Genomic DNA, 24,343 nt, shown 5'->3' with positions numbered 1-24,343 from the left:
TCCGCGCCTCACCAGACCGCAGGAGTCGGGACTACCCTGACTCCATGAGCACGCCTGACGCCTTCGGCACCGACCCCGGCGACGCGACCCGCGCGCGTACGCTCGGCGGGCCCGGTGACCACCTCGACCCCGCCGCCGTCGACGCCTTCGTGGCCGATCAGCTGGCCGCGTACGACTGGGACGGCAAACGCGTCTGCGTCGTCATCCCCGACGGGACGCGGTCCTGTCCCCTGCCGCTGGTGCTCGGCGCGGTCCACCGCGCGCTGCACGGCCGCGTGCGCGCCCTCACCGCCGTCGTCGCGCTCGGCACCCACCAGGCCATGACCGACGCGGCGATCGCGCGCCACCTGGGCTTCGCCGAGGGCGAGCTCGAGGCGACCTATCCCGGCATGACGGTGCTGAACCACGAGCACTGGGACCCCGACACCTTCACCACGCTCGGTCAGATCCCCGCCGAGCGCGTCACCGAGCTGACCGGCGGGCGGCTGCACGACCAGGGCGTGTCGGTGCAGATCAACCGCCACGTCGCCGAGGCCGACGTCGCGCTGGTGGTCGGGCCGGTGTTCCCCCACGAAGTGGTGGGATTCTCGGGTGGCAACAAATATTTCTATCCCGGCGTCGCCGGCGCCGACCTCATCGACCTGTCCCACTGGGTGGGGGCGCTGATCACGAGCTACACCATGATCGGGTCGCGCGGCGTGACCCCCGTGCGGGCCCTGATCAACGAGGCGTCGGCGATGATCCCGGCGCAGCGGTTGGCTGTGTGTCTGGTCGTCGCGTCGGGCTCCGACACGCTGCACGCCGTGGCGATCGGCACGCCGGAGGACGCGTGGGCGGCCGCCTCCGACGTGTCGGCGGAGACCCACATCACCTATCTGGACCGGCCCGTGAAGCGTGTCCTGTCGATGATGCCGACGAAATATGAGGACATCTGGACCGGCGCCAAGGGCTTCTACAAGCTCGAGCCGATCGTGGCCGACGGCGGCGAGGTCATCATCTATGCGCCCCACATCACCGAGGTCTCGGTCATGCACCCCGATATCCTCGAGGTGGGCTATCACAACCGCGACTATTTCGTCGGCCAGTGGGACCGGTTCAAGCACCACCACTGGGGCGTCCTCGCCCACTCGACCCACCTCCGCGGCATGGGCACGTGGACGCCGGAGGGCGGCGAGCAGAACCGCGTACGCGTGACCCTGGCGACCGGCATTCCCCGTGAGGTCTGCGAATCCATCAACCTGGGCTACCTCGACCCGGCCGAGGTGGACGTGGCGGCGTACGAGGCCGACCCGGACACGCTCGTCGTGCCCCACGCGGGTGAGGTGCTGCACCGGCTGCGGTGAGCGTACAAGTCAGGCGGTCTTCGCTGGCCCCACCGAATCGCGCAGGACCAGGCGTACGGGCAGGTGCACCGGCGCCCGCGCGTCGCCGTGCTGGGCGACCGACAGCAGGTGGTGGACGCCGGTCACCCCGAGCGTCAGCAGCGGCGCCGCCATGGTCGTGAGCGCGGGCGTCATCTGGGCCCCGTTCACGATGTTGTCGAAGCCGATCACGCTCACGTCCCCGGGGACGCGTACGCCGGCCCGCCGCGCCGCCTCGACGAAGCCGATGGCGAGCAGGTCGTTGTAGGCCATCACCGCCGTCGACGGCTTCTCCTGCCAGGCTTCGAAAAGCGACGCCCCACCGGAGATGGTCGGGTCGGCGGGACCGAGCCGGCGTACGCGGAGGTCGAGCTCGTGGGCGACCTCGCGCAGCCCCCGCCAGCGGATCCCATCGGCCCACGAGCGCTCGGGACCCGACAGCCACACGACCTCGCGGTGGCCGTGCTGGCCGAGCAGCTCGGCGGCCCGGCGTACGGCGCGGAGGTTGTCGGGGACGACCGAGCGCACATCGGTGACGACACGGTTCAGCACGACGAGCGGAACCTGCTTGGCGAAGCGACGGATCGCGGAATCGGGCATGCGCGACGAGGTCAGGATCATGCCGTCCACCGACCCGGCCAGGCGCGTCAGGATCTCCTCCTCGACCTCGGGCGAACCGTGGCAGTCGACGAGCATGAGGTGGTGCCCGGCCTCCTCGGCGGTGCGCTGCGCGCCCCGAATGAGCGGCGCGAACACGGGATTGGTGATGTCGGCGACAGCGAGGACGATGAGCCCGGCGGTGAAGCTCACGTCGCGATGGAGCGTACGCGTGCGATAGCCGAGCTCGGCCGCAGCGGCGCGTACGCGCTCGGCGGTCTCGAAGGAGACGCGGCCGGGCTTGCTGAGCGCACGACTGACGGTGGACGGCGAGACACCCGCAACACGTGCCACGTCATAGATCGTGGGTGCGGGGGACATGAGCCGATGCTATCGGGGCGGGCTCTTCGTGGACCGGGCCAGGCGTGGTTGGGGTGGGTTCCGGGCTCCGCGAGCTTCGGCTTGCGGCTGGGACGCCGAGTCGTGAGTTCTTGGGTCCCGTGCGCTCGCGGCGTCTTTACGCCGCTTCGCCGAACTCGCGGGTGCCCGGCCCCCACCCCACCCACGCCGAACGCTCTCCGAGCCGGCGCCAGAGGGACGAGGGGGCGACCGCCTCCCCCACATTTGAGTTCCGAAAAGTCGTTCGAGTCGGTTCCAACAGACTCAAACGACCTTTCGGGACTCGAACGTCCCCGGGGTCGCTCCGTTGGCGAACGCTCGTGCAGTTGGCGAGTCGGAATTGCGTTGGAGAGCGGTGCACCATTCTCGAGGACAACTACCGCTCGCCAACTGCAGGAGCGTTCGCCAACGGCTCGCGTGGCCGTGTGTTGGTGCGCGGGTGACTTCGACTCCGTCGCTCGACCAACGCGGGGCACACTCCTCGTCTCGCTGCGCCCGCTGGGAGAACGTCGGCGTGGGGTGGGTGACCGGGAGTTCGGCGAAGCGGCGTAAAGACGCCGCGAGCCCACGGGACCAAAGGACCTACGGCTCGGCGTCCCAGCCGCAAGCCGACGCTCCCGGACACCCACCCCGCGCACCCACGGAAATCCCCCGGCAACACGTGGCAACCTCTTGCGTACGCCATGAGCCCGAGGCAGGGTCGGACCATGACCAACACTCCCCTCGCCGACGTCGGCGTCATCGGCCTCGCCGTCATGGGCTCCAACCTCGCCCGCAACTTCGCCTCCAAGGGCTTTCGCACCGCGGTCTACAACCGCACCCAGGCCAAGACCGACGAGATGATGGACCAGTTCGGGTCCGAGGGTGACTTCGTCCCCGCCGCGACCCTCGAGGAGTTCGTCGCGAGCCTCGAGCGGCCCCGCCGCATGGTCATCATGGTCAAGGCCGGCGCCGGCACCGACGCGGTCATCGACCAGCTCGTCCCGCTGCTCGAGGAGGGCGACATCGTCGTCGACGGCGGCAACGCCCACTACGAGGACACGCGTCGCCGGGAGAAGAAGCTCCGCGAGGTCGGGCTCCACTTCGTCGGCGCCGGCATCTCGGGCGGCGAGGAGGGTGCGCTCCGCGGCCCCTCGATCATGCCGGGTGGGTCACCGGAGTCGTACGAGGCGCTGGGGCCGATCCTCGAGAAGATCGCCGCGCAGTATGACGGCGAGCCCTGCTGCGCCTACATCGGCACCGACGGTGCCGGCCACTTCGTGAAGATGGTCCACAACGGCATCGAGTACGCCGACATGCAGTTCATCGCGGAGGCGTACGACGTCCTGCGCGCCGCCGGGCTCACCGTCGCCGAGATCTCCGACGCCTTCCGCGAGTGGAACTCCGGCGACCTCGACTCGTTCCTCATCGAGATCACCTCCAAGGTCCTCGACCAGGCCGACCCCCGCACCGGCGAGCCCCTCGTGGACGTCATCGTCGACGAGGCCGAGCAGAAGGGCACCGGTCGCTGGACCGTCCAGATCGCCCTCGAGCTCGGGGTTCCCGTCAACACCATCGCCGAGTCGGTGTTCGCCCGCTCGACCTCGGGCCACAAGGACCTGCGCGCCGCCGCACGGAAGGCCCTCACCGGCCCCGATCGCACACTGCAGGCCGACGACCGCGCCGCCCTGCTCGACGACGTCCGCTCCGCCCTGTGGGCGTCCAAGGTCATCGCGTACGCCCAGGGGCTCGACCAGATCCGCACCGCCGCCGAGGCGTACGGGTGGGACATCGACGTCGCCGAGGTCGCGAAGATCTGGCGCGCGGGCTGCATCATCCGCGCGCGCCTGCTGGAGCGCATCCGTTCCGAGTACGCCGGCTCCAACCTCACCACGCTGCTCGAGGCACCCTCGGTCGCAGCCGATCTCGCCACCGCCCAGGACGGCTGGCGCCGCACCGTGGGCCTCGCGATCGCTGCCGGGGTTCCGGTTCCGGGCTTCTCCGCCGCCCTGGCCTACTTCGACACGGTGCGGGCCGAGCGCCTGCCTGCGGCGCTGGTGCAGGGCCTGCGCGACCACTTCGGCGCGCACACCTACCAGCGCATCGACGACGAAGGGAAATACCACATCGAGTGGACCGCCGACCGCTCCGAGTCGCGCATCGACATCGAGCCCGGCCAGGGCCCCGCACCCCGCTGACGGCGAGGCACACGAACCGCAGTCGAGCAATCACGAAGGCCCGGATCCCCGCTCACACAGGGATCCGGGCCTTCGCCGTTCGCACGGGCCGACGATCAGGCCGACTTCGCCTCGTCGGTGTCGTTGACGTCCAGGTGGATCACGCCGAAGTCGTACGCCCGGCGGCGATACGCCACGCTCGGCTGTCCGCTGCCGGAATCCACGAACAGATAGAAATCGTGGCCCACGAGCTCCATCTGCTCGATGGCCTGCTCCAGTGACATGGGCGCACCCGGGTGGGTCTTCTCGCGCACCACCAGCGGTCCGTCGCCGGTGACCTCGATCCCTGCCACAGAACGGGTCTGGGGCTCCTCGCCCTCCGCGGTCGCCAGGCCGTCATCGACCGACGGCAGCTGGGCCGTCGCCTCCTGCAGCGAGCGCGGCGCGTGCTGGCCGCGGTGGACCTTCTTGCGGTCCTGTGCCTTGCGCAGCTGGGCGCGCAGGCGGTCCATGGCGTGCTCGAACGCGGCCATCTTGTCCTGGGACGCGGCCTCCGCGCGCACGACGGGGCCCTTCCCGCGCACCGTGATCTCCACGCGCGACGCCTCATCGGCCTGTCGCTTGTTTGCGTACGCCGAGACCTGCACGTCGACCCGGATGACCTTCTCGGAGATCTTCTCGATCTTCGTGATCTTGTCCATCACATGGGCGCGGAACTCGTCCGAAACGTTGCAGTGCCTACCGGTCACCGTGACGTCCATTGCGAACCTCCTTGGGGTTGAGCGCTGTGCTTCTCCACGACAGTGGGAAAAACACAGGCACCCACGACGCTCCCGCAGTCGGTCGAAGGGGTCAGTGACCCGGTTCGGCCTCGGCGCGGGATCGTCGTCGGTGCCATGAACCAACGGTAGTGCCAACACGTGCCGTTCACCAGAGGTTCACCCCCGAAACACACGAGACATTGCCCACGCCACGCCCCCCGGCCCCGCCACGCCCGTCCACGCGCCCAACTCGTCTCAGAAACATGGCCGAAACATGAGACCAAACCTGTAACACACGCGGAACATCGACGCGATTCGCGCGAAACACCGGCCCAGTTCACTGATCTGCATGACAGCACTGGAGATCAACACCGGCGACACCGCCTGGGTCCTCATCAGCGCCGCCCTGGTGCTGCTGATGACCCCCGGTCTCGCGTTCTTCTACGGCGGCATGGTCCGCTCCAAGAGTGTCCTGAACATGATCATGATGAGCTTCGCGTCGATGGGCGTCGTCGGAGTCCTCTGGGTCCTGTTCGGCTACTCCCTCACGTTCGGCAACTCCATCGGCGGCGTCATCGGCTCGCCCACCCAGTTCCTGGGCCTCAAGGGCCTGATGAGCGAAGAGGCCCTCGTCGGCACCGTCCCGACCCTCGCCTTCGTCGCCTTCCAGTCCGCCTTCGCGATCATCGCCGTGGCCCTGATCTCGGGCGCGGTGGCCGACCGCATGAAGTTCGGCGCGTGGCTGGCCTTCTCGGCCCTCTGGGCCGTCCTGGTCTATTTCCCCGCCGCCCACTGGGTCTTCGCCTTCGACGGCGTCGCCGCGGAGAAGGGCGGCTGGATCGCCAACACCATCAAGGCCGTCGACTTCGCCGGCGGCACCGCGATCCACATCAACGCCGGCGCCGCGGCCCTCGCCCTCGCGCTGGTCCTCGGCAAGCGCATCGGCTTCCGCAAGGACCCGATGAAGCCCCACAACCTCACCCTCGTCATGCTCGGCGCGGCCGTCCTCTGGTTCGGCTGGTTCGGCTTCAACGCGGGCTCCGCGCTCGGCGCCAACGGCACCGCCGCGGTCGCCTGGGTCAACACGCTGGCCGCCACCGCCGCCGCGATGCTCGGCTGGCTCGTCACCGAGCGCATCCGCGACGGCCACCCCACCTCGCTCGGTGCCGCGTCCGGCATCGTCGCCGGCCTGGTCGCCATCACCCCGGCCTGCTCCGCGGTCTCCCCCGTCGGCGCGATCATCATCGGCCTGCTCGCCGGCGCCCTGTGCGCCCTCGCCGTCGGCCTGAAGTTCCGCTTCGGTTATGACGACTCCCTCGACGTCGTCGGCGTCCACCTCGTCGGCGGCCTCGTCGGCACCCTCGCCATCGGCTTCCTGGCCACCGAGTCGGCCCCGGCTGCGGTCAACGGCCTGTTCTACGGCGGCGGGGTCGACCAGCTCTGGCGCCAGGCCGTCGGCGCGGTCGCGGTCCTCGCGTACTCGTTCGTCGTCACCGCGGTCATCGCCAAGGTCCTCGACCTCGTCATGGGCCTGCGGGTCACCGCCGATGCCGAGACCGACGGCGTCGACACCCGCGAGCACGCGGAGTCGGCGTACGACCTCACCCCGCTCGGTGGCCGCCTCGGCCGCGGTGCCCTCGCGGCGGCTGTCGGCCACCCGTCCACCGGGCGTACGCAGGAGCCCGACGCCCGTCACCACGACGAGCTGTCCACCACCAAGGAAGAGAGCACCCGATGAAGCTCGTCACCGCCATCATCAAGCCCCACCAGCTCGAACCCGTCAAGGACGCCCTCGAGTCGTTCGGGATCCAGGGCATGACCGTGTCCGAGGCCTCCGGTTATGGCCGGCAGCGCGGCCACTCCGAGGTCTACCGCGGCGCGGAATACAACGTCGACCTGGTGCCCAAGATCCGCCTCGAGGTCCTCGCGGACGACGACGACGCGTCAGCCGTGGTCGGCATGATCGTCAAGCAGGCCCAGACCGGCTCCATCGGGGACGGAAAGGTCTGGACGATCCCGGTCGAGGACGTGGTCCGCGTACGCACCGGCGAGCGCGGCCCCGACGCGATCTGACCGCGCGCGACACCCAGCACGCACCCACCCCCAATGCGCCCGGCCGGGACACCCGGCCGGGCGCGCCCGCTCCGTGAAGGGACGATGATGACCACACGATCCGAGCAGCTCGCCCTCGGCGCCGCACTCCGGCGCCCGAACGGCCCCGGCGCGGCGCCGCACGGCTCCTCCGCCCCGCGCGGGACCGCCGCCCGCGGCGCCCAGTCCCACCGCATCGTCCACTGGCTGGGCGACCTGTGGCGCGACGCCGGCGGTCCCGACTCCGGCATGGCGCTCGCCTGCACCGGATCGCTCGCCCGCCGAGAACTCGGCCCGCTCAGCGACCTCGACCTCGTGGTCATCCACGACCGCCGCACCCCCGCCGCCCGCGTCGCCGAGGTGGCCCAGCAGGTCTGGTATCCCATCTGGGACTCCGGCCTGTCCCTCGACCACGCCGTCCGCACCCTCGAGGACTGCCGCACCGTCGGCGGCGACGACCTCTCGGTCGCCGGGGCGATGCTCGACCTGTCCCCCATCGCCGGTGACGGCGAGCTCGTCCACGCCACCGCGCGGCGCCTCGCCGACGACTGGCGCGCCCACGCCCGCAAGCGCCTGCCCGACCTCGCCGCCAACGTCGCCGCCCGCCACGCGCGGTTCGGCGAGCTCGCCCAGATGCTCGAGCCGGACCTCAAGGAGGCCCGTGGCGGCCTGCGGGACATGGGCATCCTGCGCTCGCTGACGGCGTCCTGGCTCGCGGATCGGCCCCACGGTCCGGTCGACGAGGCGTACGCGACCCTCCTCGACGTGCGGGACGCCCTCCAGCTGACGACGAAGCGGCCTCGCAACCTGCTGACCATGAACGACCAGGACGCGGTCGCGGACCTGCTCGGTGACGCGGACGCCGACGCCCTCCTGCAGCGGGTCGGCGGGGCGTCGCGGCAGGTCGCTGCCGCCCTGGACGCCACGCTGCGGCGCGCGGGCCAGAGCCAGCGACAGCGGCTCCCGCGCCGCGGGCCGCGGCGCCCCCAGCTCGAGCCACTCGGCGCCGGCATCTATGCCCACGACGGCGAGGTCGTCCTCGGTCGCGGCTCGGGCGTGGCGCAGCGCGAGACCGCCCCGGATCCGATGCTCGCCCTCCGCGCCGCCGTCGTCGCGGCGACCCAGGACATCCCGCTCGCACCGCACACCACCACGGCCCTGGCCGAACTGCCCCCGCTCCCCGAGCCCTGGCCCGAGGAGGCCCGATCGCTCCTGGTGGACCTCCTCGGCGGCACCTCGGTCGTGGCCACCTGGAACACCCTCGACCTGTGCGGCGTGGTCGACCGCTGGCTCCCCGAGTGGGCCGACGTGCGCGACCGGCCCCAGCGCAATCCCCTGCACCGTCACACCGTGGACCGGCACAGCCTCGAGACCGTCGTCGAGGCCCACCAGCTCACCGGCCGTGTGGGACGGCCCGACCTCCTGCTGGTCGGCGCCCTCGTGCACGACATCGGCAAGATCGGCGACGGCAGCGACCACAGCGCGACGGGAGCCAAGCGCGTACGCGCCATCGCCCGGCGCTGGGGCTTCTCGCACGCCGACGCCCGGACCCTCGAGCTGCTGGTGGCCGAGCACCTGACCCTCATGGTGCTGGCCACCACGCGCGACGTCGCCGACCCGGCGACGGCCGCCCGGCTGGCCCGGCGCGTGGGCGACTCAGCCGAGGTGCTCGACCTCCTCGCCGCGCTCACCGAGGCCGACTCCCGCGCCGCGGGGCCCCGCACGTGGACCTCGCTGCGCGCGGGCCTGGTCAAGGAGCTGGTGGCCCAGACCCGGGCACACGTCAGCTGACCGTCAGCGGACCACCTTCACATTGAACATGCCGGTGCCGAGCGCGCCGAACAGGCGCAGCCACAGGGGCAGGTAGGCATCGGTCCCGCGCGCCGTGTCGAGTCCGCCCAGGTCGAGGACGTCGGTGTGGCCCATCTGCGCCAGCAGGCCCCGCACGACCTCCTTGGCTGCGGCGTCGTCGGCCGACACGAAGACCGTGTGGTCGCCGGCGGCCACACACCGCCGGCGACCCCCGCGCGCTCGCCGAGGCGCTCGCGATGGTCCTCGACGGCGGACTGTCCTCCGGCGCCCTGGCCCCACCGCCGGGCGTGGCCCGGGCGGCCAGGGCCACGGCCTCGACCATCGTCGAGAGCGCGCTGGCTCGCTGATCCGGCCCCTGGCCTCACACCCGGGTCCTCCGCAGCACCGTCGCCGCCACCGCCGCCACACCGGCCACCTCCACCCCGGCGGCCTCGAGCGCCCGCACCGCCTCGGCCACCGTCGCCCCGGTCGTGATGACGTCGTCCACGACCACCACCGGCCCTGCCATCGGACGTCCACAGACCCACCGCGCCGCCACCAGCGATCCCGCCAGGTTGGCGCTGCGGCCCGCGCTGTCGAGCCCGCCCTGGTCGGCGACCCGGCGGCGCTGCGCGAGCGCGGGGACCACGCGTACGCCCCCGCCGAGCCGGCGCGCCGTCAGTCGCGCGAGGTGACGCACCGCGTCGCGGCCACGTCGCCGCACGGCGGCCGGCGACGACGGCACCGGGACCAGCACGACGGGACCCGGCACCAGCGACCCCACCGCCAACGCCAGCCGGTCGGCCAGTGGTCCTGCCGCCGACCACACACCGCCGTCCTTCGCCGAGGCCACGAGCGTCCGGGCGGGTCCGTCGTACACGTTCGCCGCGACCGCGCGCGCCGGAAAGCCCGGGAGCCGCCGCGTCACCCGCGCCGGGGACTCGGCCGACAGCGACGCCCGGCACCCGGTGCACAGGCGCCACGCGGGCGCGCGACAGCCGGGGCACCGGCTGCCGAACAGGAGATCGGCGGCGGCATCAACAGGACTCGGCTCACCGGGACCGGGCGCAACAGGACTCGACACCCAGGGACTATGGCGGCGCCCCCGAGGATCGTGCGGCTCCGCCCGAAACCGTGATCGATCCGTGACCTACGCGTACGCCGCCGTCAGCACGTCGCGGGTCAGCAGGGGCCAGCGGTAGTCCTCGTCGTAGCGCCAGGCCCCTCGCTCCCCCAGCACCACGGCCCGGACCGACCCCACGCGCGGGGAGGTCGCGAGGTGGGTCGCCTGCCAGTTGTCGGGCTGGCCGATCGCCGTCACCTGGAACGCGTTCTGGTCGACGCGATAGGGGCGCACGGGCTTCTTCGGGTCCTCGGCCGCCAGCACCATCAGCGTGGTCGCGTCGGTCCACCCCACGTCGACCGGACGGGTCGGCCCCGGGTCGGTCCCGTCGCCGAGCCGCAGCAGCCGCCACTCCTCGACGACCGGCTCGGGGCCCGTGCGGTTGATGCGCGCCATGCCGACCTCGAGCGTGTCCCCGCGCTTGAGCACCGCGGCGAGGCGCGCCCCGTCGGGTGACACCCGGAACGCCTGGACGCGGGCGCCCGCGAAAGCCGGAGCCGCCACCGGCACGACGCGGCGGTTCACCACCATGCGGACCACCTGGACGCCGTTCGCGTCGCCCACCGCCCACAGTTCGGGGGCGCTGCCCCCGACCCAGTGGGGTCGCTGGAGGTTCGTCATGCCGGTGAGGACCTTCTCCGGCGCCACCTCGGCCAGCGGCGCGTCCCACAGCTCCGTGCCGCGCTCGGCCACCACGGCGACGCGGTCGCCGGCGGGCGCCACGGCGAGCGCCGAGAGGCCGGCCTGCTTGGCCAGGGGCCCGGGCACGGGTGCGAGCTCGAGGCCCCGCGAGTTCTCGTTCATCCGGACGATGCCCTGGGCGGTCGCCCCGAACAGCTGCGGCGAGCGCTGCAGCGGCACCGGGTCGAGCCAGCCGTACTCCCCGATGGGAATCACCCCCTGGACCTGCTCCTTCACCGCCCACGGCGCCCCGTCGACGGTCACGCGCACGCCGGTCACGCCCGACACCTGGCCGAGGGTCCACACGATCTGGGCCGCGACGCGCGACCGCTGGTCGTCGGCGAGCCCCGCCACGGCCTGGTTGAGTGACACCTCGACGACCCCTCGCGGGTCGCGCGACGCCGACTGCACGTTCAGCCGCGCCTGGCTCGGGATCGCCGACACCACCACCGGCCTGATCCAGCTGGTGGGCCCGCGGAGCAGCGCCTGCAGCAGCGGCGTGGCCAGCTGGGAGCCCTTCGGCAGGAACAGCGGATCGGGCACCAGCGTGGAGAAGTCGGGGTCGTAGAAATACGTGTTGACACGCTCATAGAACCGGCCGAACAGGTATTGGCTCACGAGGATGCCGGTCGGCGGGCGGCCGATCCGCCACTCGCCGGTGGGGTCCTTCACCAGCCCGAAGTCGACGCGCATCTGCTCGTCGACGTGCTCGTACGCCCCGTCGGGCCCGACGCGCCCCACGACGGGCGCGGCCAGGACGGCCGACTCCGGGGCGCTGGTCACGCCGTACCCGTCGGCATACACCGTCACGCCGTCCTCGGGCTTCCAGGCGTCGCGCACCTCGGGCGCCAGGTATTCGCGGGCCACCGCGTACCCCTGCTGGTAGTTCGCCATCGCCTGCAGGAACCCGTTGACGATCGTGCCGGGCGCCGCCCCGGCGCGCGGCGGTTCCGGCGCGATCTCGACCGACACGTCGGGGGCGCGGGACGGTCCGTTGCCGGGGGTGACGGGTCCGGTGGTCGGGATCGTCGCGCAGCCGGTGAGCACCATGAGGACGAGGGCGTACGCGAGCCAGCGTCGGGTCATGGGGTGGCCCCCTCACTGCCGGCCGTGAGCTCCAGCGGCCGCGCGGTCGCGCGGGCGGCGGCCATCTCGGCGAGGTCGCGGGGCACGACCGGGAGGGGTGAGATCTCCAGCACCGCGCCGGCGCGACGCGGCAGGGTCAGCCGGAACTGCGCCCCCTGGTTGGGGCGGCCCCACGCGTTGAGCCAGCCGCCGTGCAGCCGGGCGTCCTCCATCGAGATCGACAGCCCGAGCCCCGTGCCGCCGACCGTGCGGTTCCGGGCGGGGTCGGCCCGCCAGAAGCGGTGAAAGACCTGCTTGACCTGGTTGGCCTCGAAGCCGACGCCGTGGTCGCGCACCGCCACGGCCACGGCCTTGTCGTCGGCGGCGACGGTCACGTCGATCGGCTGGCGCTCGCCGTGCTCGATCGCGTTGGTCAGCAGGTTGCGCAGGACGCGGCGTACGCGGCGTACGTCCATCTCGGCCCGGCATGGCTCGGGCGCATGCAGCCTCAGCTCGGTGCCGTTGCGCTCGGCGAACTTCGCGTGGGCGTTCAGCTCGCTGCGCACCACCTCGACGAGGTCGACCTCCTCGGTCGACAGCTCGGCGGCGCCGGCGTCGAACCGCGAGATCTCGAGCAGGTCGGCCAGCAGTTCCTCGAACCGGTCGAGCTCGTCCTGCAGCAGCTCGGCCGAGCGGCGCTCCATCGGCGCGAAATCGTCCTTGCTGTCGTGGAGCACCTCGGCGGCCATCCGGACGGTCGTCAGCGGCGTACGCAGCTCGTGGCTCACGTCGGACACGAACCGTTGCTGGACGCGGGACAGCTCCTCGAGCTGGGTGATCTGCTTGTGCAGTTCCGCAGCCATGTTGTTCATCGACGTCGCCAGCAGGGCGAGGTCATCGGTGCCGCGCACCTCCATACGGTCATCGAGGCGGCCCGACGTGATGCTCTCGGCGGCGAGCCGCGCGTCACGGATGGGCGCGACCACCTGGCGCGAGACCAGCGCCGCGATGATCGCCAGGAGGATCGTCAGCAGCAGGCCGGTGGTGATGACGGCGCGCTGGAGCACGTCGAGGGTCTGGCGCTCCTGGGTCAGGGGGAAGACCAGATACATCGGGTAGCGCGTCGACGCCGACGTCTCCAGCGTCGCCCCGATCGCCAGCCCGGGCTCGTCGGCGCGCCCGTCGCCGTAGCGCACCAGCGTCGGCGTGGTCCAGAACCGGTCAGAGCCCGCGTTCGACAGGACCGTACGCCGCAGCTCGGCCGGCACCGACTCGGGCAGTACGCGGCCCGAGCGGATGTCGGACACCGGACCGGACACCACCACCTGGTATTGCCCGCCCAGCGTGCCGCGGTTGGCGACCTCCACGGCCAGCTGGGTGAGGAGGTCGTTGACATTGGCCGTGGTCAGGTCGGCCGCGCGGAGCTTGCGCTGGGCCGTGTCGACCGCGACGGAGGCCTCGGCCAGCGCCGACTGGCGCTTGCCACTGAGCACGCCGTCGGTCGCCTGCTGCATGAGCAGGACGCCGCCGAGCAGCAGCACGACCGCCGAGGCCAGCAGGATCGAACCGATCACCCGCAGCGGCAGCGAACCCCACCACACGGCCAGGGGGCTCTTCAGCACCCGGGCGGCACGACCCCGGAGGCTGGCCCCCTCAGACACGGTCACGGGTCCCACCAGACACGATCACGGGCCTAGTCGACCTCGCCGGCCTTGTAGCCGATGCCGCGGACCGTGACGACGATCTTCGGGTGTTCGGGGTCGAGCTCGATCTTGGAGCGCAGGCGCTGCACGTGGACGTTGACCAGGCGCGTGTCGGCGGCGTGGCGGTAGCCCCAGACCTGCTCGAGGAGCGTCTCCCGCGAGAACACCTGGCGCGGCCGGCGCGCCAGCGCGAGGAGCAGGTCGAACTCCAGCGGCGTCAGGGCGATCGGCTGGCCGTCGCGCTTGACCGAGTGGCCCTCCACCGAGATCGTCAGGTCGCCGATGCGCAGCGTGTCCTGGTCGGAATCGGCCGGCATGCGACGCAGGCGGGTGCGGATGCGGGCCACGAGTTCCTTGGCCTTGAACGGTTTCGCGACATAGTCGTCGGCGCCCGCCTCGAGACCTGCGACCACGTCGAGGGTGTCGGACTTGGCCGTCAGCATGACCACCGGAATGCCGGACTCGGCCCTGATGTCGCGGCAGATCTCCACGCCGTCACGGCCCGGGAGCATCAGGTCGAGCAGAACCAGGTCGGGGCGCGCCTCCCGGAACACCTGCACGGCGGTGTCACCCTGGCCGCACCACACGGTCTCGAAGCCCTCCTGACGCAGCACGATCTGCAGCATCTCGGCCAGCGCGGCGTCGTCGTCGACGACGAGGATCTTCGAATGGGCCTTCGAATCGGTCACGTGCTCCCCCTGGTCTGCGGTTGGGCTGCCCACATCCTAGGCCCGACGGGCGCGTACGCCACCGCGTACGCGCCGGTCCCCCGGCGGGCTCAGCCCGCGACCGGGAACCGGGCGACGACCCTCCCACCGAATTCGGTCACATAGATGCTGCCGTTCTCCCGCTGGTCAAGGGCGTAGACGACCGTGCCGCGCGCCTTCTGGCCGGCCCCGACCGTCCCCACGGCGGGAGGGGGGCAGGCGTCGGTGGAGATCCACGGATTCGGGCCGTTGCGACGCGTGTCGGAGGCGAACTCCCAGCCGTGGTAGAAGACGCGGTTCTCACCCGACTGCACCCCGATCTCCACGTCGACGCACAGGTTCATGCGCCCCAGGTGCGGCTGCCACCGGGCAGAGACGACCCGGACCGTGTAGGTCCCCAACCGATCGGTGACCTGCACGTCCTTCCCGAGCGCGCTCTCGCCCACCGTGGGGCGCATCGCCATCGGCTTCTCACCGGTGTCTGCGCCCGGCAGGGGGACCGTGAGGACGGTCTTGGGCATGGACTCGCCGTTGGCCCCGCGGAAGACGAGGTCACAGGGAGCCTTCGCGCGATCGAGGTCCACGATCCCCCGGACCGTGGGACCCTCCTTCACCGGATCGGTGGGGAACGCGGGAGTCGTCCCCGCTGCGCGATCGTCGCCCAACGCCTCGGGGCCGTCGCAAGTGATGACGTCCACGGCGACCTGCCCGCGGGTGGTGGTCATCTCGACCCCCACCAGACCCTTCGACTCACCCTTGTCGGTGCGGGTCCACTGCACACCCAGGACCCTGATGTCGGCTTCCCCGGTCTTCGTGATCACGTGCACCTTCTGCCCGATCTCGGCCCGAAGGTCCCGGGGTGTCCGGTCGTCGTCGCCGCCCCCTCCCACGAACGACGTCGCCACCAGCACGAGCACCAGCACCGCGGCCAGGGCGCTCACGGCCAGCGCGACCCACAGACCGGTACGCGACGGCCTGGGCGGGGGGAATCCCTGCGGGGAACGCGCGGGCTGATAGGGCGGAGGACCCTGGTGCGGCGGAGGACCCTGGTGCGGCGGAGGACCCTGGTGCGGCGGAGGACCCTGGTGCGGCGGAGGACCCTGCGGGTGGCCGCCGGGGGGGCCCATCGGCCCGCCTGGGGGGTATCCGGGGGGCGGCGGGGGTGGGTACGTCATCAGCGACCTCCTCGTGGCACAGGCCGCACCTTAGCCGACGGCGGGTCGCCGACCCCTCCCCCGACCCCCCCTCAGGCGTGCGGGGACGCGGGGGCCATGTGGCTCTGGTCGCCCTTGGCCTGGGGCCATGTGCCGCCCCCTTCGGCGAACGGGACGCTCTTCGCGGTCGCGTGACGGATCTCGTTCTGGACGGTGTGGACGTCTTCGCCGAACCTGCGCAGCTCCGTGACGCTGTTGTCGAACTGCTGCTTGACCTGCACGAAGGTCTGCTGGGCCGCCTTCATCCGGGTGCACCAGTGGCGCGTATCGGCCGGCGCCGGCAGGTTCTGGATGCGGAGCACACTGCTGTCCACGATCCCTCGCATGTTGGTGTTGGCGAGTCCGAGATGGACGCTCCCCTTCTTGTAGACGTCCGCGCTGCGCTGCACCAGCTGGCTCATCTCGTTCAACGCCCCGCGCTGCGACGGGATGGCCGCCTTGTAGGCGTCATGACCGTCACCCTTCCAGTGATCCTGTTTCTCCAGGTCGTTGAGGCCGGTCAGCATCTGCTCGATGTTCTTGTCCTGCTCCTGCTTCCATTCCACGGCCTTCTGGCTCAGCTTGGCCGCACCCACGGTCCCGGTGCGGAGGTCGTTGTTCCACACCGCCACCATGTCGTCGTAGGCCTTCCACATGCTCGTGTGGACCCCCTCGTAGTAGCGGCGGGTGGCGTCGGCGACCTCGTTCGCGGAGAAGGCCGACATGATGACCGCACCACCGGGACTGATCACCGGCACCCAGAAGTTCTTGCCGGTGAAGGTGTTCTTGATCGCGTTGCCGACCTCGTCCCAGAAGCTGCCGTGCTCGTCGATCTGGTCGCTGTCCTTCTTCGCGCAGTCCTCGGCGAGCTGGCGCAGTCGGTCGATGCGCGTGTCGATCTCGGTCGCGACGCGATCGATCTCCGGGCTGCCGCCGCGGCCTTCGTCCATGGGCCTCATCGTGCACTCCTCGGTTTGGCGGAGCGTGCCACTCGGGTGGCCTCGTCCTCGGTGTCGCCGAACTGCTTGGCATTGGTGCGGAGCTGCTCACCGATGCGGCGGAACTCCGTGGATCCCTGCCCGAACCAGGCGTCGTTCTGGGCCCAGTTGTCGCGATAGCCCTCGGCGACGCCTCCCGCCACGCCGAAGTGACTCAACTGGAGTTCGGGCTCGGCCAGGGCCTTGCTCGTGCGATCCAGCTGGTCGGCCAACTCGTCCCAGCGCGCCGCGTCCTTCTTCAACAGGTCCTCGCTGGACTGATGGCCCGCGCCCGCGTCCCCACCGCCGCCGCCCCCGCCAGAGGGCACCGAGGGCGTACTCGGGCCACCCGTGCCTCCCGGTCCGCCCGGCATCTCGGGGGTCTTCGGTCCGCCCGGCATCTCGGGGGTCTTCGGTCCGCCCGGCATCTCGGGGGTCTTCGGTCCGCCGGGGAAGTCGGGGTCCTTGGAGTCGGGAATCCCGTCACCGTCCTGGTCGCCCGGCTTCGGACCCCGGAAGTCAGGGTCCTGCGAGTCCGGGATCCCGTCACCGTCCTGGTCGCCCGGCTTCGGACCCCGGAAATCCGGGTCCTTCCAATCCGGGATCCCGTCACCGTCCTGGTCGCCCGGCTTCGGACCCCGGAAATCCGGGTCCTTCCAATCCGGGATCCCGTCACCGTCCCGGTCACCCGGCTTGGGCGTCCGCAGATCCGGCGTACGCAGGTTCGGCGACCCGAGGTCGGGCGTACGCAGATCCGGCGACCCCGGACCACGCGGCCCACTGCCGCCCGGAACCGGGAAATCAGGATCGTCGTAGTCCGGGATCCCGTCACCGTCGACATCGGGCAGGCCTGTTTTCGGACGATCATCGAGTCCGGCCGCCGAGGTGCCGGGGCCACCCGCCGCGAGGTCACGTCCACCACCCGGCCCGCCCAGCCCCGCAGCACCGCTCCCCGGGCCAGCACCGCCCCCCGGGCCAGCGCCGGCCCCGGGGCCACGCAGGCCGGCCCCGGCCGCACCCGCACCCAGACCCCCCGGAGCCCCACCCGCACCTGCGGCACCGCCGCCTCCCATCGGCGGCATCATCATCGGACCGCCGCCCGCGCCGCCCTTCTTGCCCCCACCGGCGCCGCCGCCGTTGGGATCGATCAACGCCTCATACAGGTCGAGATCCTCATCGGTGTCGTTGAACCGATCGCTGATGTTCGTCACACCAGCACGCGTCGACAGCCGGTCGTTCCCGGACTTCTCCGTCATGACAGAACCTTTCGTGGATCGATCCACCCACCGGCGACCAGCAGGGGGTGAAGGGTGCGTCGGCGCAGGTCGGCGAACTCGTCGGCCAACTCGTCATATTCGCCCGGCTCGACGACGGGCTCGCGCCACTGCGCGTACGCGTCGGCGAACGCCTCGGTGACGGACTCGGTGATCTTCTCCGTCCGCGCCCCCGCCAGCCACCGGTCGTCGAAGACCACCGTGGTGGGCCGGCGGAACTGGTCGAGGGTGATGCTGACCTGCCGATTCTGGCTGTGGCCCCGCGCCTCGTCGAAGTGGACCACGGTCGGTCGCACATCGTTGCGCGCCTCGAGCGCAGCCAGCCGTTCCCCGAGTTGGAGGGTCTCCTCCTCCAGCTCCGCCAACAGCCGCTCGTCGTAGGTGCGCTGGAGGATCGGGACGGACGGATGGGGCGGCGTGTCGGGCAGTGCCTCGACACCGTCACCCGGTGGCTCCGCATAGAGCTTTCCCAGCGTGGCGGCCTGGGCCGCGAACAGGAGCCGGTGACCCAGCGGCTGCGGCGAGGCGTGCCGCCACCGCGTCGACACGCGTACGCGCACCACCGCGTACGCCTCGTCGACCCACACCGTCACACTGCCGCTCGGATCGCTGAAACCGCCACCGTCGTCATCGTCGTCGTCGTCCGACGAGCCCGCCGCCAGGAGCTCCTGCACCGACACCGTCTGGTCCTCCGGCACCCCCGAACGCGGCTGGTCCTCCCGCGGCGGGCGCGACAGGGCGTCGACGACCAAATCGTCGTCGTCACTCAGGTCATCCCACGTGGTCACGAGACAACCCTGACAGGATCTCGGCTCAGTTGGCCTCCGGATCGTCCGTCCAGGTGGAGTAAACGGCAACTTCCGGATTCTGTCGGCGCAGCACCGAGCGCCACAGGCCCTCGGGCGCCGCCCCGAACACGTCGTCATAGCGCGCCTCGGCCACGAACCACCAGCCGCGGGCCAGCTCGACCTCCAACTGGGACGGGTCCCAGCCCGCATAGCCCGCGAAGATTCGCAGGGACGCGTACGCCCCCGCAACCAGCTCGATCGGCGTGTCGAGGTGGAGCAGTCCCACGTCGGAGAACACGCGGCGCCAGCCGGGCGGCTCCTCGTCGCCGGCCAACGAGGCCAGGCAGATCGCCCCGTTCGGCGACACCGGGCCCCCGTCGAACAGGTCGCGGGGCTCGCACACCTGGTCGGCCCAGTCGGGCAGCACGGACGCGAGCTCGACCTCGGAGATGCGGTTCAGGACCACGCCGAGCGTCCCGGTCTCGTCGGAGTCGAGCACCAGGATCACCGTCTGGTCGAACCGGTCGTCGGCGACCTGGACGTGGCTGATCAGCAGGTCACCGGCCTTCACCGCACCCATGCCGCCTCCTTCACGCGCCTCACCCTCGGATGGAATCACACGTTGTGCCGCTCGTACGCCGGGGCGCGCCAACCGAGGATGGCCTCGCACATGCGCGCCGTGTCGACGCCGCCAACCACGTCGTGGACCCTCAGGATGCGCCCGCCGCGGGACACACACCAGGTGGCCGCCACGGCCGACCCCACCAGCCGCTCGGGCTTGGGCCGGTCGAGCGTCTCGCCGACGAAGTCCTTGTTCGACAGCGCCACGAGCGTCGGCAGCCCCAGCGCGGTGATCTCGTCGAACCGCCGACAGATCTCGAGGGTGTGGCGGGTGTTCTTGTTCAGGTCGGGGCCGGGGTCGATCACCAGGCGCGCCTCGGGAATGCCGTGGCCGCGCGCCGTCTCGACCAGTTCGGCCAAGCGGTCGCGGACGTCGGTGACCACGTCGGCGTACGCGGGCCTCGGCAGGTGGACGCCGGGCCGGGCGCGCGAATGGGTCAGCACGAGCGTCGCGTCGGTCTCGGCCACCATCGGCGCCAGCTCGGGGTCGTGCAGCGCGGAGGTGTCGTTGACCACCGACGCGCCGGCGGCGAGGCAGGCGGCCGCCACCCCGGTCCGCCAGGTGTCGACCGAGATGACGACGTCGCTGGCCGCGGCCACCCGCTCCACCACCGGCACGAGCCGCTCGATCTCGTCGGCCTCGGTGACGGGCTCGGCGTCGGGAGAGAACGGCACGCCGCCGATGTCGACCCAGTCCGCCCCCAGCCGCGCCGCGGTGAGCGCGGCGTCGACGGCGGCGTCGAGCGCGAAGGTGCGGCCCTCGTCGAAGAAGCTGTCACGGGTGCGGTTGACGATCGCCATGACCGCGACCTGGCGGTCGAAGTCGAAGGCGCGTCGGCCGATCACCCGTGGGGACATGAGGCAAACCCTAGCGATCCGGACGGGCGGGTGCAGGAACGCACGAACGCCCCGGCCCGTGGGCCGAGGCGTTCGCGCACTCGTCGAGGTGATCGTGGAGATGGCGGGAATCGAACCCGCGTCCTCAAAACGTGGACCAGGGCTTCTCCGGGCGCAGCCGGCTAGGCGATCTGCTCGGCCCCTGCACTCACGCCGGCGAGTTGCAGTCAGGCCCAGTCCTGAAAAAGTCCCCCGCTGACCTCAGGACAGAGTCAGTGGAGCAAGCCTTCTGAATGAGGCCAGGAACCGGGGCGAAGGCGTCCCCGGGCTGACCCTTCGGTCACTGCTCAGGCAGCGAGAGCGAAGTCAGTGCGCTGGTTGTTGGCACTTATTGGTTTCCACAGAGCGTTAACGAGATAACTGTGGCTCCTCGGCCCGCTTCCCCTGGAGCAAGCGCCCCAAGTCGAAACCGATCATCCCCTCTTGAGTTGTCTCCGGCGGCTCGTCGGCCTGAGCCTCGGGTCACCGCCGGAGATTCCATGTTACACCCCGTGGCGAGCACCAGCCACGGGGTTTCCCCGTGTTGCGGGGGGCGGTTCACCTCTCCGAGACCGGCTTCCACGGGATCATCTTGTTGACCGGGTTGACCCAGTCCTCACCCTGCGAGGCCTTGACGCCGCCGACGATGTTCAGCACCACCCAGCCCACGAAGCCGATCGCCATGATCGCGTCGATGCCGGTGATGCCGGCGACGATCCCACCCAGGACTCCGCCGATGAAGGTGTAGATCTGGAAGTTGAACGCCTGCGCGGCCTGGCGCTTGGCGTAGGAGCCCTGCGTGCCGAGCATGTACATCACCAGCGGCCCGAAGAACCACGTGAAGAAGGACGAGAAGTGGGCCAGCGACGCCATCGCCTTGCCGGTGCGGCCCGTGTTGCCCTGGTTCATGAGCGAGGGGCGGTACGCGGGGTGGAGCCCCAGCGCCTGTGAGGTCGACGGCACCTGGACCAGCCCGTAGAACGCCTGGTTCAGCTCGCGCCGGTTCGTCGCGCCCATGACCTGGTCGATGCGCACCTCGAACTCGGCGTGCGTCAGTCGGCCGTCGGCGTACGCCTCCTGGAGGAACGACTCGGCGCGCTCGCGCTGCTCGGTGCTGACGAGCAGGTCCAGGGTGGGGTGCTGGAAGGCGGGGGCGTACGCCTGCGCGGGCTGGGGCTGCGGCTCGGCGTACGCCTGGCTCGGCGCGACGGTCGGGTTCGCGTAGGCGGCGGTGGGGCCGGCGTCGGAGGACGCCGGGCGCTCGAGGTAATCGCGGTAGTGCGGGAACTGGGTGCTCATAGGTGCAATGCTCCCTCGCGGGGCTCCCCCGCACCATCGGTTGGACCCCCGGTCGCCCCCTGACCTGTCGGTCGTCGCTAGGGTCGAGACCATGACTGACATGAACAGCAAGCCCGAAGTCGACTTCCCCGGCGGCGAGCCGCCCACCGACCTGAAGGTCACCGACATCGTCACGGGCGACGGCGCCGAGGCCAAGGCCGGCGACGTGGTCTCGGTCCACTACGTCGGCGTGGCGTTCAGCTCCGGCGAGGAGTTCGACTCGTCGTGGAACCGCGGCGCGCCGCTCGAGTTCCCCCTCGGCGCCGGCAGGGTCATCCAGGGCTGGGACCAGGGCGTCCAGGGCATGAAGGTCGGCGGTCGCCGCGAGCTCGTCATCCCGTCCCACCTCGCGTACGGCGAGCGGGGGGCGCCCGGCGCGATCGCGCCGAACGAGACGCTGATCTTCGTCTGCGACCTCGTCGGCATCAGGGGCCGCTGAGCCTCACCAGCTGTCGCCGCCGCCCCCGCCGCCACCGCCGCCGGAGAACCCTCCGCCGCCGAACGACGACCCACCGCCGAACCCGGAGCCGCTCGATCCCGTGCTGGGAGCGGGCGGCTCCGGCATGCTCGAGTGGGCCAGGGCGTCGTTGAGGTAGATGACGTTGAAGCCGGAATAGTGGCCGGCGTACCAGGTGGGCTGGTATTCGGGGATGCGCCCCATCCGCACGAGCTGTTCGCACAGCGTCGCCCAGCGCTCGGCGAGGTCGAGCATGATCGCCCACGGGAGATATTTCGAGAAGATGTCCTCGCCCTCCTCGAACTTCAGCTGGTTCGCCTCGGCCGTCGCGAGGTAGGTGCGGAACCCCTCGATCTGGTCGGTGACCGCGCGCCCCTGGGCCGTACGCTGGCCCCGCTTCATCTTGGCGCGGACGACCAGCACGGTCGCGATGACGGGGATGAGCGGCAGGATCCAGACCAACGGCCCGATGGCGCCGGCGCCACCCAGCACCGAGCCCAGGAGACCCGACCCGAGCTGGGGGAAGAACCAGAACGCCGCGATCACGACGATCCACAGCGAGCCGGCGCCGAGGCGTACGCCCGACCCGCCGCCGGGGATGCGGCGGAACCATTGCCGCTCGGTGACCTGGCTGCGCAGCGACCGGGAGACCTCCTCGTGGGCGTCGGTCAGGGTGCCGCGCTGGCCGAGCTCGACGCTCGCGCCCGGCCCGGCGCCGCGGAACAGCGCGTTGAGCAGCACGACCTCGTGGGGGGCGGCGGCCACGCCGGGGTCGCGCAGGGTCGCGCGATAGTTCGAGCCACCGGAGTCGGCGAGGGTGAGGGCCCCGCGTACGGCGAGGTCGATCAGGGTCGCGGTCGTGTCGCGGATGTCGACGGCACCGTCGATGAGGAGGCCGGCCTCCCCCACCGGGATGCGGGGCGGGGAGAAAGCGACCGGGATGTTGGTGATCGTGTCCGGGCCCGTCGCCGCGGGCGCGCCGGCCAGCGGGACCGTGCCGGGGGCGAGGCCGACGTAGCGCTCGTCGCGGCCGTTGCGGCGCCAGTGGAGCAGGCCGACCAGCGGCGCGAGGAGTGCGGTCAGCCCGGTCGCTCCCCCGGCGAGGAGCAGTTGGCGCTGGGACTCCGCGGCGGCGTTCGGCACCAGGCGCGGGTTCGGGTTGGTCACCGCGCCCTTCGGGAGCTTGATCGCCACCGTGAGGTTCTGGCCCTGCGGCAGCGAGGACTGGGTGAACGTGGCGGTCGATACCGACACGGACTTGCTGGTGCAGGGCGTGGTCGACTTCACGGGTCCGGCGAAGCAGATCGTCTCCTGCGGCGCCCGGGGACCCGTCACGTCGACCGTGATGTTGCGCATCGGCATCTTCCAGTCGAAGCCCGTGGCGTCCCACGAGAACTCGTCGTGGTCGGCGAAGGGGCGCATGGCGCCCGCGACGCTGTATTTCAGGACGTACGTCTCGCGCCGGTCGACGTAGCGATCGGGGTCGCCGATGCGGATGGCGGTGGTGGCGTCGGAGCCGTTCTCGGCCGACTTCACCGTGTATTGGGTCGGCGCGCCCGTGGGGCTGGTGACCGAGATGTTCGAGATCGGGAAGGTGGCGTCCTGCTTGTCGTCCCAGCGCTCGCGCGTGACGAGCGTGCGCTCGAAGCCGTGGCGTCCGCTGCTGCCGAAAGTCATGTCGATCGTCTCGGAGACGTCCACCCGCCCGTCGGGCGCGATGGTGTAGGTGATCGCGTACTTCTCGATCTGGTCACCGGGGGCCGCGTACGCGGGGGTCGCGGCCAGCGGGCCGAGCGCGGCCAGGCAGAGCGCGGCGACGAACAGGAGGCACCGGTGGAGCGCGCGCGTACCCACGGTGTCAGTGCTTCTTCTGGCGGTCGGCGATGGCGCGGTCGGCCTCGCGGTTCGCGTCCCGCTTGCGGAGGGTCTCGCGCTTGTCGTATTCCTTCTTGCCGCTGGCGATCGCGATCTCGACCTTCGCGTAGCCGTCGTTGAAATAGAGCGACAGCGGGACGAGCGTGGTGCCCTTGTCCTGCAGCGACTTCTCGAGCTTGCCGATCTCGCGCCGGTTGAGGAGCAGCTTGCGGGTGCGGCGGGCGGTGTGGTTGGTCCAGGTGCCGTGGGAATATTCGGGGATGTGGGCCTGCCGCAGCCACACCTCGCCCTCGTCGACGGTGGCGAAAGCCTCGGTGAGCGTTCCGCGCCCCTGCCGCAGCGACTTCACCTCGGTGCCCGTGAGGACCATGCCGGCCTCGAAGGTGTCGTGGATGTGGTAATCGTGGCGCGCCTTCTTGTTCTGCGCGATCAGCTTCTTACCGGTCTCCTTGGGCATGGGGCAATGATAGTGGGCCGCGGGGACGGAGTCTCGCTGATATCGCGGGGCG

The 24,343-nt window shown here is 71.2% G+C and carries 22 protein-coding genes and 1 other RNA gene; 6 read left to right on the top strand and 17 right to left on the bottom strand.

Annotation, left to right across the window (positions count from 1 at the left end; genetic code table 11):
* Nucleotides 1-44: 44 nt before the first annotated feature.
* Nucleotides 45-1,343 (top strand): lactate racemase domain-containing protein, encoded by a 1,299-nt coding sequence (locus ACYVAG_RS06425; protein WP_460768113.1) that lies wholly within the window; start codon nt 45-47, stop codon nt 1,341-1,343.
* 9 nt (nt 1,344-1,352) lie between these two features.
* Here ACYVAG_RS06425 and ACYVAG_RS06420 read toward each other — a convergent pair whose 3' ends face one another.
* Nucleotides 1,353-2,339 carry a LacI family DNA-binding transcriptional regulator gene (locus ACYVAG_RS06420; protein ID WP_460768111.1) on the bottom strand — a complete coding sequence of 329 codons (987 nt, stop codon included), beginning with the start codon at nt 2,337-2,339 and terminating at the stop codon, nt 1,353-1,355.
* A gap of 725 nt (nt 2,340-3,064) precedes the next feature.
* On the opposite strand from ACYVAG_RS06420, the gene gndA reads away from it, so the two are divergent.
* Complete coding sequence (gndA, locus tag ACYVAG_RS06415; protein ID WP_460768110.1) at nt 3,065-4,534, top strand: NADP-dependent phosphogluconate dehydrogenase; 1,470 nt, start codon at nt 3,065-3,067, stop codon at nt 4,532-4,534.
* Nucleotides 4,535-4,629: 95 nt separating this feature from the next.
* Here gndA and hpf read toward each other — a convergent pair whose 3' ends face one another.
* On the bottom strand, nt 4,630-5,274 hold the full coding sequence (hpf, locus tag ACYVAG_RS06410) for a ribosome hibernation-promoting factor, HPF/YfiA family (RefSeq protein ID WP_460768108.1): 645 nt from the start codon (nt 5,272-5,274) through the stop codon (nt 4,630-4,632).
* Between the two features lie 349 nt (nt 5,275-5,623).
* Between hpf and ACYVAG_RS06405 the strand changes: the two genes are divergently transcribed.
* The 3 genes from ACYVAG_RS06405 to ACYVAG_RS06395 all read left to right on the top strand — a co-directional run bounded on the left by ACYVAG_RS06405 (nt 5,624) and on the right by ACYVAG_RS06395 (nt 9,156).
* Nucleotides 5,624-7,012, top strand: a complete 1,389-nt coding sequence (locus ACYVAG_RS06405) for an ammonium transporter (protein WP_460768107.1) — start codon at nt 5,624-5,626, stop codon at nt 7,010-7,012.
* A complete protein-coding gene (locus ACYVAG_RS06400) occupies nt 7,009-7,347 on the top strand; it encodes a P-II family nitrogen regulator (RefSeq protein WP_460768105.1) in 339 nt (112 codons plus the stop codon). The genes ACYVAG_RS06405 and ACYVAG_RS06400 overlap by 4 nt, the downstream gene beginning before the upstream one ends.
* Nucleotides 7,348-7,434: 87 nt before the next feature.
* On the top strand, nt 7,435-9,156 hold the full coding sequence (locus ACYVAG_RS06395; protein ID WP_460768104.1) for a [protein-PII] uridylyltransferase family protein: 1,722 nt from the start codon (nt 7,435-7,437) through the stop codon (nt 9,154-9,156).
* Between the two features lie 3 nt (nt 9,157-9,159).
* On the opposite strand, the gene ACYVAG_RS06390 is transcribed toward ACYVAG_RS06395, so the two are convergent.
* The 13 genes from ACYVAG_RS06390 to ACYVAG_RS06330 form a co-directional block, all read right to left on the bottom strand.
* Entirely contained in the window at nt 9,160-9,372 is a 213-nt protein-coding gene (locus ACYVAG_RS06390; RefSeq protein ID WP_460768102.1) for a hypothetical protein, read from the bottom strand.
* Between the two features lie 166 nt (nt 9,373-9,538).
* Nucleotides 9,539-10,240 carry a ComF family protein gene (locus tag ACYVAG_RS06385; protein WP_460768101.1) on the bottom strand — a complete coding sequence of 234 codons (702 nt, stop codon included), beginning with the start codon at nt 10,238-10,240 and terminating at the stop codon, nt 9,539-9,541.
* 66 nt (nt 10,241-10,306) lie between these two features.
* Complete coding sequence (locus ACYVAG_RS06380) at nt 10,307-12,046, bottom strand: GerMN domain-containing protein (protein ID WP_460768099.1); 1,740 nt, start codon at nt 12,044-12,046, stop codon at nt 10,307-10,309.
* Entirely contained in the window at nt 12,043-13,626 is a 1,584-nt protein-coding gene (gene mtrB, locus ACYVAG_RS06375; protein ID WP_460768634.1) for an MtrAB system histidine kinase MtrB, read from the bottom strand. Before mtrB ends, ACYVAG_RS06380 begins: the two co-directional genes overlap by 4 nt.
* Nucleotides 13,627-13,718: 92 nt before the next feature.
* Nucleotides 13,719-14,417: an MtrAB system response regulator MtrA gene (gene mtrA, locus ACYVAG_RS06370; RefSeq protein ID WP_460768097.1), complete on the bottom strand. Its 699-nt coding sequence runs from the start codon at nt 14,415-14,417 to the stop codon at nt 13,719-13,721.
* 89 nt (nt 14,418-14,506) lie between these two features.
* Nucleotides 14,507-15,376, bottom strand: a complete 870-nt coding sequence (locus tag ACYVAG_RS06365) for a hypothetical protein (RefSeq protein WP_460768096.1) — start codon at nt 15,374-15,376, stop codon at nt 14,507-14,509.
* 305 nt (nt 15,377-15,681) lie between these two features.
* On the bottom strand, nt 15,682-16,578 hold the full coding sequence (locus ACYVAG_RS06360) for a hypothetical protein (protein ID WP_460768094.1): 897 nt from the start codon (nt 16,576-16,578) through the stop codon (nt 15,682-15,684).
* 5 nt (nt 16,579-16,583) lie between these two features.
* Nucleotides 16,584-17,861, bottom strand: a complete 1,278-nt coding sequence (locus ACYVAG_RS06355) for a hypothetical protein (RefSeq protein WP_460768092.1) — start codon at nt 17,859-17,861, stop codon at nt 16,584-16,586.
* Complete coding sequence (locus tag ACYVAG_RS06350; protein ID WP_460768090.1) at nt 17,858-18,667, bottom strand: hypothetical protein; 810 nt, start codon at nt 18,665-18,667, stop codon at nt 17,858-17,860. Before ACYVAG_RS06350 ends, ACYVAG_RS06355 begins: the two co-directional genes overlap by 4 nt.
* A 25-nt stretch (nt 18,668-18,692) precedes the next feature.
* Nucleotides 18,693-19,247 (bottom strand): YqgE/AlgH family protein, encoded by a 555-nt coding sequence (locus ACYVAG_RS06345; RefSeq protein ID WP_460768088.1) that lies wholly within the window; start codon nt 19,245-19,247, stop codon nt 18,693-18,695.
* Nucleotides 19,248-19,282: 35 nt separating this feature from the next.
* Nucleotides 19,283-20,146 carry a dihydropteroate synthase gene (folP, locus tag ACYVAG_RS06340; RefSeq protein ID WP_460768086.1) on the bottom strand — a complete coding sequence of 288 codons (864 nt, stop codon included), beginning with the start codon at nt 20,144-20,146 and terminating at the stop codon, nt 19,283-19,285.
* Between the two features lie 92 nt (nt 20,147-20,238).
* Nucleotides 20,239-20,606: a transfer-messenger RNA gene (ssrA, locus tag ACYVAG_RS06335) on the bottom strand.
* Between the two features lie 116 nt (nt 20,607-20,722).
* Nucleotides 20,723-21,463 (bottom strand): DUF4870 domain-containing protein, encoded by a 741-nt coding sequence (locus tag ACYVAG_RS06330; RefSeq protein WP_460768085.1) that lies wholly within the window; start codon nt 21,461-21,463, stop codon nt 20,723-20,725.
* 100 nt (nt 21,464-21,563) lie between these two features.
* Here ACYVAG_RS06330 and ACYVAG_RS06325 point away from each other — a divergent pair, with 100 nt between their 5' ends.
* Nucleotides 21,564-21,941, top strand: coding sequence for an FKBP-type peptidyl-prolyl cis-trans isomerase (locus ACYVAG_RS06325; protein WP_460768633.1), 378 nt, complete (start codon nt 21,564-21,566; stop codon nt 21,939-21,941).
* Nucleotides 21,942-21,944: 3 nt separating this feature from the next.
* Here ACYVAG_RS06325 and ACYVAG_RS06320 read toward each other — a convergent pair whose 3' ends face one another.
* Both ACYVAG_RS06320 and smpB read right to left on the bottom strand, forming a co-directional pair.
* Complete coding sequence (locus ACYVAG_RS06320) at nt 21,945-23,813, bottom strand: DUF2207 domain-containing protein (protein WP_460768083.1); 1,869 nt, start codon at nt 23,811-23,813, stop codon at nt 21,945-21,947.
* Between the two features lie 4 nt (nt 23,814-23,817).
* Nucleotides 23,818-24,291 (bottom strand): SsrA-binding protein SmpB, encoded by a 474-nt coding sequence (smpB, locus tag ACYVAG_RS06315; RefSeq protein WP_460768081.1) that lies wholly within the window; start codon nt 24,289-24,291, stop codon nt 23,818-23,820.
* Nucleotides 24,292-24,343 lie beyond the last annotated feature (52 nt).

The organism is Mariniluteicoccus flavus (assembly GCF_054776655.1).
The sequence above is the reverse complement of the archived record's forward strand: the minus strand, read 5'-3'. Positions and strand labels throughout refer to the sequence as shown.

Excerpts from the sequence above, each read along its gene's own strand:
- ACYVAG_RS06380 (WP_460768099.1), bottom strand. The coding sequence starts at position 12,046 with ATGACCCGACGCTGGCTCGCGTACGCCCTCGTCCTCATGGTGCTCACC.
- ACYVAG_RS06400 (WP_460768105.1), top strand. The coding sequence starts at position 7,009 with ATGAAGCTCGTCACCGCCATCATCAAGCCCCACCAGCTCGAACCCGTC.
- folP (WP_460768086.1), bottom strand. The coding sequence starts at position 20,146 with ATGTCCCCACGGGTGATCGGCCGACGCGCCTTCGACTTCGACCGCCAG.
- ACYVAG_RS06405 (WP_460768107.1), top strand. The coding sequence starts at position 5,624 with ATGACAGCACTGGAGATCAACACCGGCGACACCGCCTGGGTCCTCATC.
- ACYVAG_RS06330 (WP_460768085.1), bottom strand. The coding sequence starts at position 21,463 with ATGAGCACCCAGTTCCCGCACTACCGCGATTACCTCGAGCGCCCGGCG.
- ACYVAG_RS06345 (WP_460768088.1), bottom strand. The coding sequence starts at position 19,247 with ATGGGTGCGGTGAAGGCCGGTGACCTGCTGATCAGCCACGTCCAGGTC.
- ACYVAG_RS06395 (WP_460768104.1), top strand. The coding sequence starts at position 7,435 with ATGACCACACGATCCGAGCAGCTCGCCCTCGGCGCCGCACTCCGGCGC.
- ACYVAG_RS06355 (WP_460768092.1), bottom strand. The coding sequence starts at position 17,861 with ATGACGGAGAAGTCCGGGAACGACCGGCTGTCGACGCGTGCTGGTGTG.
- ACYVAG_RS06360 (WP_460768094.1), bottom strand. The coding sequence starts at position 16,578 with ATGGACGAAGGCCGCGGCGGCAGCCCGGAGATCGATCGCGTCGCGACC.
- smpB (WP_460768081.1), bottom strand. The coding sequence starts at position 24,291 with ATGCCCAAGGAGACCGGTAAGAAGCTGATCGCGCAGAACAAGAAGGCG.
- hpf (WP_460768108.1), bottom strand. The coding sequence starts at position 5,274 with ATGGACGTCACGGTGACCGGTAGGCACTGCAACGTTTCGGACGAGTTC.
- ACYVAG_RS06420 (WP_460768111.1), bottom strand. The coding sequence starts at position 2,339 with ATGTCCCCCGCACCCACGATCTATGACGTGGCACGTGTTGCGGGTGTC.
- gndA (WP_460768110.1), top strand. The coding sequence starts at position 3,065 with ATGACCAACACTCCCCTCGCCGACGTCGGCGTCATCGGCCTCGCCGTC.
- ACYVAG_RS06425 (WP_460768113.1), top strand. The coding sequence starts at position 45 with ATGAGCACGCCTGACGCCTTCGGCACCGACCCCGGCGACGCGACCCGC.
- ACYVAG_RS06325 (WP_460768633.1), top strand. The coding sequence starts at position 21,564 with ATGAACAGCAAGCCCGAAGTCGACTTCCCCGGCGGCGAGCCGCCCACC.